This is a genomic window from Paenibacillus sp. FSL R7-0302 (assembly GCF_038006885.1).
GTDB lineage: Bacteria > Bacillota > Bacilli > Paenibacillales > Paenibacillaceae > Paenibacillus_AQ.
Map to the genome: position 1 here is coordinate 231,267 of NZ_JBBOWB010000001.1, position 14,712 is coordinate 245,978.

Genomic DNA, 14,712 nt, shown 5'->3' on the forward strand with positions numbered 1-14,712 from the left:
AGCTGGTTGGTAACAGGCCGTATAAATATCGTATGATAGAATGAGAGTGCTGCGGGTGTATGGCCTTAACACATTATTCGCGTGAGGTGAGGGAGCTTGAGAATATTAATCGTAGATGACAATCCTACTAATGTAATTATTATCCGTGAGATCCTCAAGAAGGAAGATTACCGGAATTTTATAACGGCTTCGTCCGCCAAAGATATGCTGAAGCTGCTGGGCGTCGGTGCAGGGGAAGAGAGCGGGCAGCCCCGGCCGTCCGATGTGGATCTCATTCTGCTGGATATGATGATGCCGGAAATGGACGGGATTGAAGCCTGCCGTGTGGTCCAGCAATATGAGCATCTGAAGGATATTCCTATTATTATGGTTACGGCTGTAGGTGACTCGAAGAAGCTTGCGGAGGCGCTGGATGCCGGAGCGGTGGATTATGTTACGAAGCCGATTAACAAGGTGGAGCTGATGGCCCGTATCCGCCTCGCGCTGCGGCTGAAGCGCGAGAAGGACTGGCATAAGGAGCGGGACCAGCGGATACAGGATGAATTGAAGCTGGCTGCGCTGGTGCAGAATGCGGTACTCAGTCTGCCGCTTGCCGAGGAGACCTTGGAGGTACATGCGATTTACCAGCCTTCCTTCGAGCTGGCCGGGGATCTGTATGCCTGGTATCCGCTGGGAGACGGGCGTTATGCTGTCATCCTGCTGGATATGATGGGCCACGGTATCTCGTCCTCCTTGTTTACCATGTTCCTGGCCTCGGTCCTGAAGGATACCGTAACCACCTATGTGGAGCCGGAGAAGGTCATTCAGGAGCTTAACAGGCGTTTCAACCAGCTGCACATTGAGAAGCAGCTGGTCCAGTATTATTTCACGGCGATCTATCTTGTCATTGATACCCGCATGAAGCGGATTAATTATGTGAATGCCGGGCATCCGCCGGCGCTGTTTTTTGAAGGGGAGGCCAAGACGCCTGTCCTGCTTGAGAGCAACGGCCACCCTGTCGGGCTGTTTGACCGGATCGATATCCAGCAGCAGAGCCTCAGCTACGAAGACGAGGGTCATCTGGTGCTGTTCACGGACGGACTCATGGAGATGGTGGAGGGCGAGCAGGAGGAGCAGCTGAAATTCATGGTCGGGCATTTGAATGCCACTCATGACTGGCAGGAAGACCTGGTGCGCGCTGCCTTCCTGAGCGAGCCGGTCAATTCGGAACGTGATGACGATAAATGCCTGGTGTGGATCTCGCTGAAGAAAGGAACCGATAAGGAATGAAGATTAAGGCTAAGCTGCTGATCGGATTCAGTGCCATGCTGGCGATTATGCTGGCGCTTACCCTGATCGGGTATGACAGGCTCCATTATATGAGCAATCAGCTGGATAGCTACCAGGAGAGATATAGCAAAGGCCGTGCTTCTTCGGGACTTCGCGGGGAAGTGAACGACATGGCACGGATACTGACCACTTCCATGCTTAATGCCGATACTGTAACCCTGGAAGCGCAGAAGGCGGAAATTGACAGCAAGGTGCTGAAGTCTGCGGAACATCTGGAGAATATTAAGGCCTCGCTGAAGACGGCAGAGGAATTGCAGATGTTATCCCGGATTGAGAATGCCTATTCCGGCTATCTGAATTATCAGGACAAGGTCCTGGAGATGCTGAGCGCCGGATACTTTCAGAATGCCAATACGTACCGCAATGCAGAAGGACAGGATATTCAGAACGAGGTGCTGAACAGCCTGAATGCGTTGTCTGATTACAATGCCTTCCGGATGACGGAGGAGACTGCTAACGCCCAGGAGGCTTCGAGCCGATCGATTCAGATGGTCACCCTGATTATGGTCTTGGGGCTGCTGCTGGGGCTGGGTGTCATTCTGTGGGTGATACCGAGCATCACGCGCGGCCTAAGTGTCGTCTCCATGATGATTACGAGCTTCGGCAACGGCAAAATGCGGGCGATCCGCCGGATCAAGGTGAAGTCCAAGGATGAGATCGGCGATGTGGCCCGGGTATTCCAGCGGATGGCCGAGGATATTGAGCAGAAGCAGCAGCTCGAGAGATCCTATGCCCAGGCACAGAGCGATCAGGCCTGGCTGAATGCCAATATTGCCCGGATTACGGAGCTGCTGCGCGGTGTCAGCTCGCTGGATCAGGTAGCCCAGACCTTCATCAGTGAGTTCACGCCTGTGCTTGGAGCGCAGTATGGTGCCGTCTATCTGAAGAGCCAGGATAATCCGAACCTGCTGGTCAGCAGCGCTTTTTATGCCGGTGAGGAGGGGATTACGCCCAAGGAGAGCTTCGAGATCGGTCAGGGACTGGTCGGACAGAGCGCGTTGGATAAGCTGCCGATCAAGCTGACTGAGGCGCCTGACAACTATATCTCGGTGTCTTCGGGATTCGGGGAATCGCATCCAAGCTATATATCGATCCACCCGCTTTTATTCGAGGATGAGATTCTGGGTGTTGTGGAATTCGCTTCCTTCACGCCATTCTCGGTGCTGCAGAATGAACTGCTGCATCAGCTCTCCAATAATCTGGGGATTATTCTGAACAACATCAGCCGCAGGCTTGTGGTTGAGGAATTGCTGCGCGAATCGCAGGCGCTCACGGAAGAGCTGCAATGCCAGTCGGAGGAGCTGCAGACCCAGCAGGAGGAGCTGCGCCGTTCCAACGAGAATCTGGAGGAGCAGACGGATGCCCTGAAGCGTTCAGAGGAGTTGCTGCAGCGCCAGCAGGAGGAGCTGGAGCATTACAATACAGAGCTGGTCTCCAAGACACGTGCCCTGCAGGATCAGGTGCAAGAGGTTGAAGAGAAGAAGGATGAAATTGAACATGCCCGTATGCAGCTGGAGAAGCAGGCTATGCAGCTTGCAGTAACCAGTAAATACAAATCCGAGTTTCTTGCCAATATGTCCCATGAGCTGCGCACTCCGCTGAACAGCCTGCTGATCCTCTCCCAGCTCCTTACGGAGAATAAGGAAGGCAATCTGAGCGAGAAGCAGGTGGAATTCGCCCATACCATCTATATGTCAGGTGCGGATCTGCTTAAGATGATTGATGAGATTCTCGATCTGTCCAAGGTCGATGCCGGCAAAATGGAGCTGAATCATGAAGAAATTCCGCTCGTCGAGCTGAAGACCTTCGTGAAGCAGAACTTTGCTCCGCTGGCTTCCCAGAAGGGGCTGTCGCTGCGCCTGTCCTTTGACGAGCCGCTTCCGGACAGCGTATATAGCGACAGTCACAGACTGAAGCAGATCCTGCGTAACCTGTTGTCCAATGCCTTCAAATTCACGAGCGAAGGGTATGTTGAGTTCTCTGTCAGCCGAGCGGACGTCAAGCGGCTGCCTGCCTATCTGCCGCATGATTATGATTATATTGCCATATCCGTCAAGGACAGCGGGATCGGCATCCCTTCAGATAAGATGGATATCGTCTTCGAGGCGTTCCAGCAGGTTGACGGTACGACGAGCCGCAAATATGGCGGCACGGGGCTTGGCCTGTCGATCAGCCGCGAATTAGCCCGCCTGATGGGCGGGGCCATCGGACTGGAGTCCCGTGAAGGACAAGGCAGCATATTTACACTGTATTTGCCGGTTCAGGGGAACTTTAGCCTGCTGCCGGGAGCGGTTGAAGCCGCTCCTGCCGGGGAGCCCTTGCAGCTTGAGGAGTTCCGGGAGGAACTTTCATGGGATCAGGCAGGGGATATCACGCCTACACCTGCTAAGCCTGTAGTTGTGGAAGATGACCGGGAATCCCTTGCCAGCGGCGACAAGGTGCTGCTGATTATTGAGGATGATGAGAGCTTTGCCAAGATATTGCTGGGCATGGCCCGCGGACGCGGCTTCAAGGGGCTGGTAGCCCTGCAGGGTGATATCGGCCTGCAGATGGCCAAGACCCTGCTGCCGGACGCGATCATCCTCGACATCCAGCTGCCGGTTATGGACGGCTGGTCGATTCTGAGGGAGCTTAAGAGCGACTCCCAGACGCGCCATATTCCGGTGCACGTGATCTCTGTGAATGATGAGATGAAGCAGGGGCTCATGATGGGAGCGATGGCCTACCTCAGAAAGCCGTCCTCCCGTGAAGCGCTGGACCGGGCCTTCTCGCAGATTGAGAACTACACCGCCAGCACGATGAAGCATCTCTTGATTGTCGAGGATGACGATATCCAGCGCCGTTCCATCGAGGAGCTTATCGGACATGACGATGTAGTGATTACGGCGGTGTCTTCAGGCCAAGAGGCGCTGAATGAGCTGCACAAGCAGAGATATGACTGTATGGTGCTTGATCTGATGCTGGATGATATGACCGGCTTCGAGCTGCTGGATCAGATCCGCGACGATGAGGAGCTGAACGATCTGCCGATTATTATTTATACCGGCAAGGATCTGGACAGCAAGGAAGAGACCAAGCTGCGCAAATATGCGGAATCCATTATTATCAAGGATGTCCGCTCGCCGGAACGGCTTTTGGATGAGACAACGCTGTTCATGCACCGGGTAGAAGCAAATCTGCCGGAAGATAAGCGTAAAATCCTGCAAAAGCTGCACAATAAAGAGGAACTGTTTGAAGGTAAAAAAATTCTGCTCGTCGATGACGACATCCGCAACGTCTTTGCCCTCTCCAGCGTGCTCGAAGGCTATCATATGGAAGTGAAATTTGCCGAGAACGGCCGCGAGGCCATCGACATGCTTGTCGAACAGAGTGATTATGATCTGGTGCTGATGGATATGATGATGCCGGAGATGGACGGATATGAAGCTATGCGCCGCATCCGGCAGATGCCGCAGTACCAGAAATTGCCGATTATCGCCCTCACAGCCAAGGCTATGAAGGAGGACCGGGCCAAGTGTATTGAAGCCGGAGCCTCCGATTATATGAAGAAACCGATCAGCACGGATCAGCTTCTTTCGTTAATGCGCGTCTGGTTGTATTCGTAAGGGTGATTTCGGGGTAATAGCTATACAGCAGGTTCAAACCAAGTACGGAAATAAGGCGCAGGCAAGGGAGTATTGATGACAATGGCAGCGATGGAGCACGGATATGAGGGTCAGGGGAATCCGCCGGAGAGCAAGCAGGAGCTTGAACAGATTGAGATTGAGCTGCTTCTGAACGGAGTACACCGTTTGTATGGATATGATTTCAGGAATTATGCCCTGCCTTCCTTGAAGCGGCGCATCTGGCATCATGTCCATGCGGAGAGCTTACCCACTATTTCTGCCCTGCAGGAAAAGGTGCTGCATGACCGTGCATGCTTCGAGCGGTTCGTGTATAGCCTCTCGATCCCTGTGACAGAGATGTTCCGTGATCCCGGACTCTTCCTGACCTTCCGCCAGAAGGTCATTCCGCTCCTGCGGACCTATCCTTATATCCGGATCTGGCATGCCGGCTGCTCGACAGGCGAAGAGGTCTACTCGATGGCAATTATGCTGCATGAGGAAGGGTTATATGACAAGGCTAGAATTTATGCCACGGACATGAACGCCCGTTCCTTGCAGCAGGCCAAAGAAGGCGTGTACGAGATCGGCAAGATGAAGCAATACACCAAGAACTACCTTGAGGCCGGAGGCACGGGTGTCTTCTCGGAATACTATACAGCGAAATATAACTCAGTGATCCTGCAGCCGTATTTGCGCAAGAACATCATTTTTGCAGAGCATAATCTGGCAACGGACACTTCCTTCAACGAATTCAATGTGATCCTGTGCCGGAACGTAATGATCTACTTCAACGACGAGCTCCGCGATCATGTGCATGGCTTGTTCCATGAGAGCCTCAGCCGGTTCGGAGTGCTGGTCCTCGGTTCCAAGGAATCTATTCATTTCACACGCTACAGTGACAGCTATGAGCCTCTGGACCGGGTAGAGAAAATATACCGCAAAAATAAATAGCGGGTAAGGAGGGACCTATGGGGGTTCAGGAACCGATTCATATACTGCTGGTTGATGACCGTCCCGAGAATTTGCTGGCACTCGAAGCCGTCCTTGAGAGTCAGCATTACAAGCTTGTCAAAGCCAATTCTGGAGAAGAAGCACTTCGGTGCTTGTTGAAATATGAATTCGCCGTGATTGTTCTGGACGTTCAGATGCCGGGTATGGACGGGATCGAAACCGCCAAGTTAATCAAGGCCAGGGAGAAAACCAAGGATATTCCGATCATCTTCATCTCTGCCAACAGCAGGGAGTCGGAGCATCTCTTCGCAGGGTACTCTGCCGGTGCTATTGATTATATGGTCAAACCGTTTATCCCGCAGATTCTGAAGTCGAAGATTGAAGGCTTTGTGAATATGCATCTGACCAGCAAGAAGCAGCAGATTCAGGCGATGCAGCTGCAGCAAAAGACGCTGGAGCTTGAGCGCATGAACGGTGAACTGATCAAAGCCAAGGAAGAGGCGGAGATCGCGGCTAAGGCCAAGACCGAATTTCTGGCGATGATGAGTCATGAGATCCGCACGCCGATGAATGGCGTAGTGGGCATGATTGATCTTTTGATGGAGACCCAGCTTGCTCCTGAGCAGAAGGAATATACCGAGATTATCCGTAAAAGTGCGGACACGCTAATAACCGTGATTAACGATATCCTTGATTTCACCAAGATGGAATCGGGTAAAATGGAAATGGAAGAGCAATTATTCGAGCTGCATACCACCATTCAGGAGGTATTTAGTCTGTTCTCGGCAGAAGCCGGCAAAAAAAATCTGGAGCTGGCCTATTTCATCGACCAGAAGCTGCCGCGGCTGATTTATGGAGATATGGCCCGGCTGCGCCAGGTGCTGATCAACCTCGTATCCAATGCGGTGAAATTTACCAACCAGGGCGGCGTTTATTTAGTTGCTTCCATTCTGCCTGCAGTGGATAATAAGCTGGTAATAGAATTTACCGTTAAGGATACAGGCATTGGAATTTCACCGGAGAAATGTGACCGGCTGTTCCAGCCCTTCTCCCAGCTTGATTCCTCCATGACGCGTAAATACGGAGGCACAGGTCTCGGCCTCGCCATCTGCAAGTCCCTCGTGGGCATGATGGGCGGAGATATCCGTGTAGAGTCGATGGAAGAGAAGGGGGCTACCTTTGTATTCACTATCCAGGTTGCCGTGCCGGAGGAAGAGCTGGAAGGCGGCTGCCCGGAAGAGGAAGGTACAGCGGACGAGGTAGATGAAGCAAGCCGGAGCAAAGTGCTGATTGTGGATGACCATCCGATTAATCAGCGCCTTATGGTTAGCATGCTGGATAAGCTCGGATATCGTGCCGATGTTGCTGAGGACGGGAACCAGGCTGTAGAACTGGCCCGGCAATCCGAGTACGATTTTATCTTCATGGACCTGCAGATGCCGGTGATGGATGGTCTTGAAGCCACTTCCCTGATTCGTGAGGAGAGCAGCGGTTCGCCTGACAAGACAGTGATCATTGCGATGACTGCGAATGTGATGGAGGGGATTCAGGACCGCTGCACCGCTGCCGGAATGGACGGCTACATCAGCAAGCCGCTCAAGCTAAGCAGCATCAAACAAATGATCTCCAGATATTCAGGCAGGGATAACCCCGCAACCGCACGGAACACTTCGCTTTTCAACGCATGACCCATGAATTACCAGTGCCGTATTGTCTCTTTGTTGTTTCAACCCTGTGCTATTAGGGTTATTGGTAAAGAAAACATTTAACCAGGAGAGTTGTCTATGAATACACATAAAAGCGAAAAGTTTCACGCAAAGACCGAAACCGTTGGTTCGGTATGCACTGTTTATCTGGTAGGTGAACTCGATCTGTCTGTGGCGCCTGACTTTCGTCTGGTGATGGAACCGCTAGTGGGAGACACGGGGCTTGATCTCGTGATTAATCTGAAGGATCTGAAGTATATTGACAGCACAGGTATCGGAATTCTGTTGTCGATCCTCAAAGCAAGACATGGAATGGACGTCAAGTTCACCGTTGCTGAAGTTCCCCCGCAAATACAGAAGCTTTTTGACATGACCGGCATTTCCAAGTTTTTTGCCTCCCAAGAGAATACCCACTAGGAAAGGATCGAACTAAGAATGAGTGATGACATACAAAGAGTAGTTCTTCAGTTACCCGCCAGTGCAGAATATGTCGATATTGTCAGACTTAATTTATACGGCATTGCCTCCAAAATGGGTTTTACTTATGAAGACATTGAAGATATGAAGGTAGCCGTCTCGGAAGCATGTAATAACTCCGTGCTCTATGCCTATGGGCAAGCGGACGGTATGGTTGATGTAATCTTTGAGGTAGGATCAAGTGTCTTATCCATTACTGTCAAAGATGAGGGGGAGAGCTTTGACGGTTTGGATGCGTCCGGGGAACGTCTGACGCTTCATGACAAGGAGCTGAATGATGTTCAAGTGGGCGGACTGGGCTTCTATCTAATGCAGGCGCTGATGGATGACGTTAGCGTTGTTAGCGAATCAGGGAAAGGGACAGTCGTTACCCTGACTAAACGGCTCAATTTCAGCGAGGAGAAAGTATGAATGACAAAGTGACTCCCCCAGAGTCCATGAATGAAGCAGTAAGCCTGATCTGGGAATACCAGCAGACGAAAGACAATGAAATCGCAACAGTGCTCATCCGCAAATATGAACCTATGGTGAAGATGGCAGCCGGCAAAATTGCCCGTAACCGTCCGGATCTCTATGAGGATCTGTATCAGGTAGGGCAAATGGCGCTGATCCGGCTGCTGGCGCAATACGACATCAGCTTGGGGATTCCCTTCGAGCCGTATGCGATGAAGAGCATGATTGGACATATGAAAAACTACCTGCGTGATAAATCCTGGTACATACAGGTTCCACGGCGGATTAAGGAAAAAGGCGCGCTTGTTCAGCAGGCCATTGATGAGTTGACCATTCGGCTCGAACGTTCTCCGGCGGTTGAAGAGATTGCCCACTATCTGGATCTCACCGTAGAGGAAACTGTGGAAGTACTGGCCGGCAGAGAATGTTATCATTATGTCTCCCTGGATTCCCCGCTCTCCCAGGAAGAGAGCGGGGCCACACTCGGTGAATTGATCAGCTCCGATGCGAATGACTACGAGACGGTGGAGAAGCGTATGGATCTCCAGCAGGCGCTCGGACAGCTGAAGGAGCAGGAGCAGCAGGTGCTGCTGCTGGCCTTCCAGGATGGCCAATCCCAGCGGGCTATTGCCCAGAAGCTGGGTGTCTCGCAGATGAGTGTCTCCCGTATCCAGAAGCGGGCCACCGAGAAGCTGAAGCAGATCATGGCTAATTCATCCTATTAATTATCAATGTCATTATAATTCAGGGCAGGCTCTATCCCTTTGGGATGAAACCTGCCCTTTTTTGGGCTCCCCGCCGCAAGGCAGGGTTATTCGGCCATGAGCAACATCCCTCCTGGAGTCTATTCGCGGTAGAGTAGGCTGCAGGAGGGATGCGCGGGAAATGTGTTTAGTTAGCATCTATATACTTTTTGATTTCTCCAAGATATTCCCCGATAACCGGTACATTGAGAAACAAACTGAGGATATAGCCGAGGATACCAAGAATGACAAAGGTACCGAGTGAGAGGCCCAGGCCTCTGGAGATCCCGGCCATCAGATTGGTGATAATCCGCTTCTTGGGGTCTGTATAGTTCTCCAGGATATCCTTGAACTCAGATTTCTCCAGTGAGTCGGCGATTTTGTCGAGCCTCGCATTCAAGCGTTTGACCTCATGCCGCAGCTCGAAGGGATGCTCATCTACATCATAAGCTTTGGTTCTGTTGTCCGCTTCTCCCATAAGGCGTACCTGCTTTCTGTAGCCTGAATCAGGCTTTATTGAAATATAAGACATGCATAAATAGGGAGCGGCCAGCTACGGAAGATCTGGCCGCTCCCTTCAATGTATAATCAGCCTGAACATCCGGGATTAATAAGAGGATTTAACTTCATCCTTGGCATCCTTCGCTGCGCCTGCGATTTCCTTGGAAGCGTCCTTCGCCTTGTCGGCAACCTCTTTGGAGGTATCCTTGGCTTCAACCGCTATGTCCTGGGAGGCATCCTTAACGCTGCCCGTGATGTCCTTGGAGGCATCGCTTACCGTTTCGCCAATCTTTTTGCCGGTTTCCGCCAGAGTAGCTGCAATTTGTTGCTTGCTGTCACTGACTGTGGTGAAGATATCGGAGGCTTTGGCCGACACGGTGCCTGCCAGGTCGGTAGCTTTTTCACCTACGGTCGTAGCAATCGTCTTGGTCTTGTCAGTTACGGCTCCGGCAACCTCTTTTGTCTTATCTGTAGCTACTGTGAACTTATCGGACAGGTCACTGCGCATTTCACGGCCCGGCTTCGGTGCGAATAACAGTGCCGCTGCTGCTCCGAGCAGACCGCCGATGAAGATCCCTTTAAAGAATGTGCTGCCGCTTTCTACCGGAAATTCCTTCTCTGCTTTATTCATTATCAATCACTCCTTATCAGAATTGTCATTCAATTTCAGGTGAGCCTGAATGTTCTTACTTCGTATATACACTTTGGGCTATGTGCTGAAACAGCGGAATAGCTTGGCAAAGATTGCCGGAGCATAAGGGAGCATCCCAGCCGAAAACGTGTTTTTTCATACCTAATTCGGTGAATATGCGGCTTTACAAGTTTGATTGATCTCGAAGGGAAGGGGGTAAGAAATAGTTAATCATAGCGCATCTATACATCCCGTATCGAAGAGCATTCATGCCCCTGTTTAGGATATTGATAAGATTCCAACATCTATGGAGGTGCAATATTATGATAAAAGTAGTCACAGCAGCCGAGCGTCATACTTCGAATAGAGAATGGATACACAGTGAATTCAGCTTCTCGTTTGCCGATTATGATGATCCCAGCAACGCCCATTTCGGCGCACTGCTGGCGCATAACGACAATGAATTGAAGCCTGAGCAAGGCATGCATGAGCACCCGCATCATAATCTGGAGATTATCACATATGTGGTATCCGGTGTGCTGAAGCATCAGGATGATCTGGGGAATCATGCAGATCTGCAGGCAGGCAGTGTGCAGCTGATGAGCGCAGGAACAGGCATTAACCATTCGGAGACGAATCCGTCAGATCATGTGGATGTCCGGTTCCTGCAGATCTGGCTTTTGCCCGACCGGCCCGGCAAGACCCCGAAATGGGATGCCCGGTTCTTTCCGGCCGAGCTTAAGCTTAACCACCTGCTGCCTGTTGCTTCAGGGGAGGGGGCTCAGGGCTCGCTGCAGCTGGACAATGATGTTAACATCTACTTGTCCGTTCTGCAGACGAACCGGGAGCTGCGCTATCCCCAGCAGGAGGAGCGGCGAACCCATCTGTATGTCATTTCCGGGAATCTGGAGATCTCATGCGCGGACGGTGTATTCCAGCTCCAGCAGGGGGATGCGGCGCGTATCCGCAAGAGCTGTGAGCTTACGCTCAAAGGCATAAGCAGCTCAGGAGATGCAGAATTCATTCTGATTGATCTCCCGTAGCCGCCGGAGCATGACAGTAAGATTATTCTTGCAGCAGACAAAAGCCCTTCAGCTCAACGTCCCGTCTTACGGACAATGAAGCTGAAGGGCTTTATATTGTATACGGACTGCTGGTGCTATTTCTTGCGCAGGCGGCCAAGCTCTGAGACGAGCGCCTCCACCTGGGAGATACTGAGCCGGTCACTGCCCATCGCAACCTCGTATATATCCTGAATATCCTCATACTGCTCCACCGAGAAGGCTGACGCCTGCATCGCAGCGGCACTGGCCATTTTCAGCTTGTTTTTGATGCCTTCAATCATATATTCAACGTTCTCCTGGCTTGGGTTTGACAAATCCATTGAGTATAACCATCCTCCCTGAGTAATATAGAATGTGAACTGGTATAGTTCAAATATCTTATCATGTTTGGGCAGGGGATGACCATTTTTTTGTCCAGATCACGCAAACATGTTAAATTAAAGGTAAATATAACAGGCTGCTGAGTAAGGGGGAGAGTCTTTGGCTATCAGAGAAGAAGAGAGCAGAAAACGGCGTAAAATGGATGCCGGGGGACTGGCGGTTTTCTTCCGCGGGATCGCAGACGAGTATTCCGCTGAGCAGCTGACCTTCCTCTGTATCGGAACAGACCGCTCCACCGGAGATGCACTGGGGCCGCTGACGGGAAGCCGCCTGCTGGAGTACGGATTTCCGAATGTAACGGGTACGCTTCCGGCGCCCTGTGATGCGGATAATCTGGTTCAGCGGATAACAGAGATTCCGGAAGGGCAGATTATTATCGCTGTTGATGCCTGCCTGGGACCGCCGGCCGCACTGGGCTGTTATTTTGCGGCAGCGCAGCCGCTGCGTCCGGCAGAATCGGTAGGAGGACTCCTGCCTGCTGTAGGGAATTACAGTCTGGCGGCGATCGTTGATGTGAATAGTCCGCGTCCTTACCGGACGATACAGACTACCCCGCTCTACCGGGTAATGGTTATGGCAGAGCAGATTGCCAAGGCAGCCGCACAGGGATTCGGACTTACGGATTGAGAGCGTTTCAAATCAGCTGTTCTAGCTTATTAATATAGACCACTACATAGAAAGAGGGTAAGCAGCCATGGAAAATGTTCGATGCGAGGGAAGCAACATCTGCTACAGTGATCAAGGCAAAGGGGATGTAATCGTACTGTTGCATGGATTCTGCGGGAGTGCCGAGTACTGGGAAAAGGTGATTCCAAGCCTGGCTGCCCATTACCGGGTCATTGCCCCGGATCTGCGCGGGCACGGGGCTTCGGATGCTCCGCTTGGAGCCTATACCATCGAGCAGATGGCTGATGATTTGCTGTCGCTGCTGAATGCCTTGGAGATTCCGGAATGTTATCTGCTGGGACATTCGCTCGGAGGCTATATTACCCTGTCGTTTGCCCAGCGCCATGCCTCCCGGTTGAAGGGCTTCGGGCTGATTCATTCCTCCGGTTATCCGGATAGTGAAGAAGCCAAGGAGAACCGGCTGAAGAGCGTCACCATGATCCAGAGCGAAGGCATCTTTGCTTTTGTGGATCAGCTGGTGCCTGGACTCTTTGCCCCTGGAGCGGACCCCCGGCTGCTGGAACGTGCCAAGGAGATTGGCTATAAGACTCCGCCGCAAGGCGCGGTTGGCGCATCCTTGGCTATGCGGGAGCGCCCGGACCGCCGCGATGTGATCTCGGCAACGGCGCTGCCGGTGCTGCTGGTTGCGGGAGCAGAGGATTCTAAGGTGACACCGGAGCGTACCTTCACCTCAGATAACCGGAACATCACCAAGGTGACACTGCCGGGTGTAGGCCACATGGGCATGTTCGAAGCACCGGAGCAGCTGGCGAAGATTATTAAGGATTTCGTATATTCGCCTGTGAAGAAGTAAATTACATCAGGTAATAGGGACAGAAGGCAGCACTTCCGCTCTCCGGCGGGTGCTGCCTTCTGTTTGCTGTGCAAATTTATATATTTTATTGAAACTTACGGATCGCCGGAACGCACAGCACCAGGGCAACACAGGAGAGGCCCAGGCTGGAAAAAATAATAATGGTCGGTACTCCTCCGATCAGGTCGGCCAGCCAGCCGACTAAGATATATCCGACCGGCAGCAGGGCGAAGGACCCGAACATATCCAGACTGGCAACCCGTCCGAAGGCTTCCTTCGGAACGAGCTCCTGCAGGCTGATCTCCCAGATCAGCCCGAAGATCATTAATCCGAAGCCTTCCACGGCAAATAAGGTGATGGCTGCTGCCGGAGTGCCTGCGAACGGGAGCAGCAGCAGAGCAGCCCCGCTGATCATGGCGCCGCCGTAAGCCAGGATGCCGCGGTGATACCATTTCGCCCGCAGGCCGTACAGCAGGCCGGCCGCTATGGCCCCGACACCGGAGAACGTAACGGCCAGGCCATAGAGGTAAGGAGGCCAGCCGTGATGGACCTTGAACAGCCAGGGAAGAAGGACGCTGATTACGCCCGTATAACATATATTGACGAAGCAGAAGGCGAGAATTGTAATCCAGAGCCAGGGCTGGCTGCGCAGAACATGTATCCCTTCGGCGAAATCCTTCCTCCAGTGCGGAGCGGGAGAGGTCCCGGCAGCAGGCTTAGCCAGGATTTCAGTCTCAGCGGCAGCAGACTGCAGCCGGGTCATCATCACTCTGCGCAGATAGACCAGGCAGATGAGGGAGATAAGATAGGTGAAGGCATCAATTCCGAAGCCGAAGCCCGCGGACAGGTGGGTAATCAGCAGTCCCCCTAACGCGGGACCGATCAGCCGCACGGATTGGGTTGTGATCTGAGTTAAAGAATTCGCTGCTACGCGGATATCCGGAGTGAATACGGTAGCGCGGACGGCAGCGTAGGCGGGCTGGAATAAGCCGTCCAGCAGGCCGTAGCAGGCAACGAGTCCATAGAGCAACGGAATGCTCAGCACTCCGGTCAAGGACAGCACAGCAGTCGTAATCATAACGATGAACCGGGCAATATCGGCCAGCATCATAATCCGTACACGGTCGTAGCGGTCGACAATATGTCCAGAGACCGGCAGCATGATTACATTAGGCAGCATGTAGGCGGCCATGACCATCCCCATAATGGTGGTGGAGCCGGTCAGGGAATAGACCAGGACAGGCAGGATAACCATGGTTACCGAGCTGCCCAAAAAAGAAACTAAATGTCCCAGCCACAGGTAAGGAAAGGCGCGGGATTGCCGGAAAGGGGCAGCGAAGCCCTCAAGCGGATGATGCTTCGGTTGTCCGGAAGGGCCAGCGGTGCTCATC

General features: G+C 52.5%; 14 protein-coding genes. 10 read left to right on the forward strand and 4 right to left on the reverse strand.

The genetic code is table 11. The annotated features are described in order from the left end of the window. Window positions 1-96 precede the first annotated feature (96 nt). From MKY96_RS00990 to MKY96_RS01020, 7 genes are all read left to right on the forward strand, one after another. Complete coding sequence (locus tag MKY96_RS00990; RefSeq protein ID WP_340937990.1) at window positions 97-1,269, forward strand: fused response regulator/phosphatase; 1,173 nt, start codon at window positions 97-99, stop codon at window positions 1,267-1,269. Next, window positions 1,266-4,934 (forward strand): response regulator, encoded by a 3,669-nt coding sequence (locus tag MKY96_RS00995; protein WP_340937992.1) that lies wholly within the window; start codon window positions 1,266-1,268, stop codon window positions 4,932-4,934. The genes MKY96_RS00990 and MKY96_RS00995 overlap by 4 nt, the downstream gene beginning before the upstream one ends. An 81-nt stretch (window positions 4,935-5,015) precedes the next feature. Next, window positions 5,016-5,885, forward strand: a complete 870-nt coding sequence (locus MKY96_RS01000) for a CheR family methyltransferase (RefSeq protein ID WP_036730299.1) — start codon at window positions 5,016-5,018, stop codon at window positions 5,883-5,885. 17 nt (window positions 5,886-5,902) lie between these two features. Further along, window positions 5,903-7,573 carry a response regulator gene (locus tag MKY96_RS01005; RefSeq protein WP_340937995.1) on the forward strand — a complete coding sequence of 557 codons (1,671 nt, stop codon included), beginning with the start codon at window positions 5,903-5,905 and terminating at the stop codon, window positions 7,571-7,573. A gap of 96 nt (window positions 7,574-7,669) precedes the next feature. Next, complete coding sequence (locus MKY96_RS01010) at window positions 7,670-8,008, forward strand: STAS domain-containing protein (RefSeq protein ID WP_340937997.1); 339 nt, start codon at window positions 7,670-7,672, stop codon at window positions 8,006-8,008. Between the two features lie 18 nt (window positions 8,009-8,026). Further along, window positions 8,027-8,479, forward strand: a complete 453-nt coding sequence (gene rsbW, locus MKY96_RS01015) for an anti-sigma B factor RsbW (protein ID WP_036730295.1) — start codon at window positions 8,027-8,029, stop codon at window positions 8,477-8,479. Next, window positions 8,476-9,246 carry a sigma-70 family RNA polymerase sigma factor gene (locus MKY96_RS01020; protein WP_036730293.1) on the forward strand — a complete coding sequence of 257 codons (771 nt, stop codon included), beginning with the start codon at window positions 8,476-8,478 and terminating at the stop codon, window positions 9,244-9,246. Before rsbW ends, MKY96_RS01020 begins: the two co-directional genes overlap by 4 nt. A 166-nt stretch (window positions 9,247-9,412) precedes the next feature. On the opposite strand, the gene MKY96_RS01025 is transcribed toward MKY96_RS01020, so the two are convergent. Both MKY96_RS01025 and MKY96_RS01030 read right to left on the reverse strand, forming a co-directional pair. Beyond that, on the reverse strand, window positions 9,413-9,742 hold the full coding sequence (locus MKY96_RS01025; protein ID WP_036694977.1) for a DUF5665 domain-containing protein: 330 nt from the start codon (window positions 9,740-9,742) through the stop codon (window positions 9,413-9,415). A gap of 129 nt (window positions 9,743-9,871) precedes the next feature. Next, window positions 9,872-10,396 (reverse strand): YtxH domain-containing protein, encoded by a 525-nt coding sequence (locus MKY96_RS01030; RefSeq protein ID WP_340937999.1) that lies wholly within the window; start codon window positions 10,394-10,396, stop codon window positions 9,872-9,874. A 323-nt stretch (window positions 10,397-10,719) separates the two neighbouring features. Between MKY96_RS01030 and MKY96_RS01035 the strand changes: the two genes are divergently transcribed. After that, window positions 10,720-11,439, forward strand: coding sequence for a pirin family protein (locus MKY96_RS01035; protein ID WP_340938001.1), 720 nt, complete (start codon window positions 10,720-10,722; stop codon window positions 11,437-11,439). Between the two features lie 116 nt (window positions 11,440-11,555). On the opposite strand, the gene MKY96_RS01040 is transcribed toward MKY96_RS01035, so the two are convergent. After that, complete coding sequence (locus MKY96_RS01040; RefSeq protein ID WP_340751658.1) at window positions 11,556-11,780, reverse strand: DUF1128 domain-containing protein; 225 nt, start codon at window positions 11,778-11,780, stop codon at window positions 11,556-11,558. A 160-nt stretch (window positions 11,781-11,940) separates the two neighbouring features. Here MKY96_RS01040 and yyaC point away from each other — a divergent pair, with 160 nt between their 5' ends. Both yyaC and MKY96_RS01050 read left to right on the forward strand, forming a co-directional pair. Further along, the gene (gene yyaC, locus MKY96_RS01045) at window positions 11,941-12,468 is read left to right on the forward strand and encodes a spore protease YyaC (RefSeq protein ID WP_340938002.1); all 528 of its coding nucleotides are present in this window, start codon (window positions 11,941-11,943) and stop codon (window positions 12,466-12,468) included. A 67-nt stretch (window positions 12,469-12,535) separates the two neighbouring features. Then, window positions 12,536-13,321 carry an alpha/beta fold hydrolase gene (locus MKY96_RS01050; protein WP_340938006.1) on the forward strand — a complete coding sequence of 262 codons (786 nt, stop codon included), beginning with the start codon at window positions 12,536-12,538 and terminating at the stop codon, window positions 13,319-13,321. A gap of 85 nt (window positions 13,322-13,406) precedes the next feature. Here the strand turns inward: MKY96_RS01050 and MKY96_RS01055 are convergent, their stop codons facing one another. Further along, on the reverse strand, window positions 13,407-14,711 hold the full coding sequence (locus MKY96_RS01055) for an MFS transporter (protein ID WP_340938008.1): 1,305 nt from the start codon (window positions 14,709-14,711) through the stop codon (window positions 13,407-13,409). Window position 14,712: the final 1 nt, after the last annotated feature.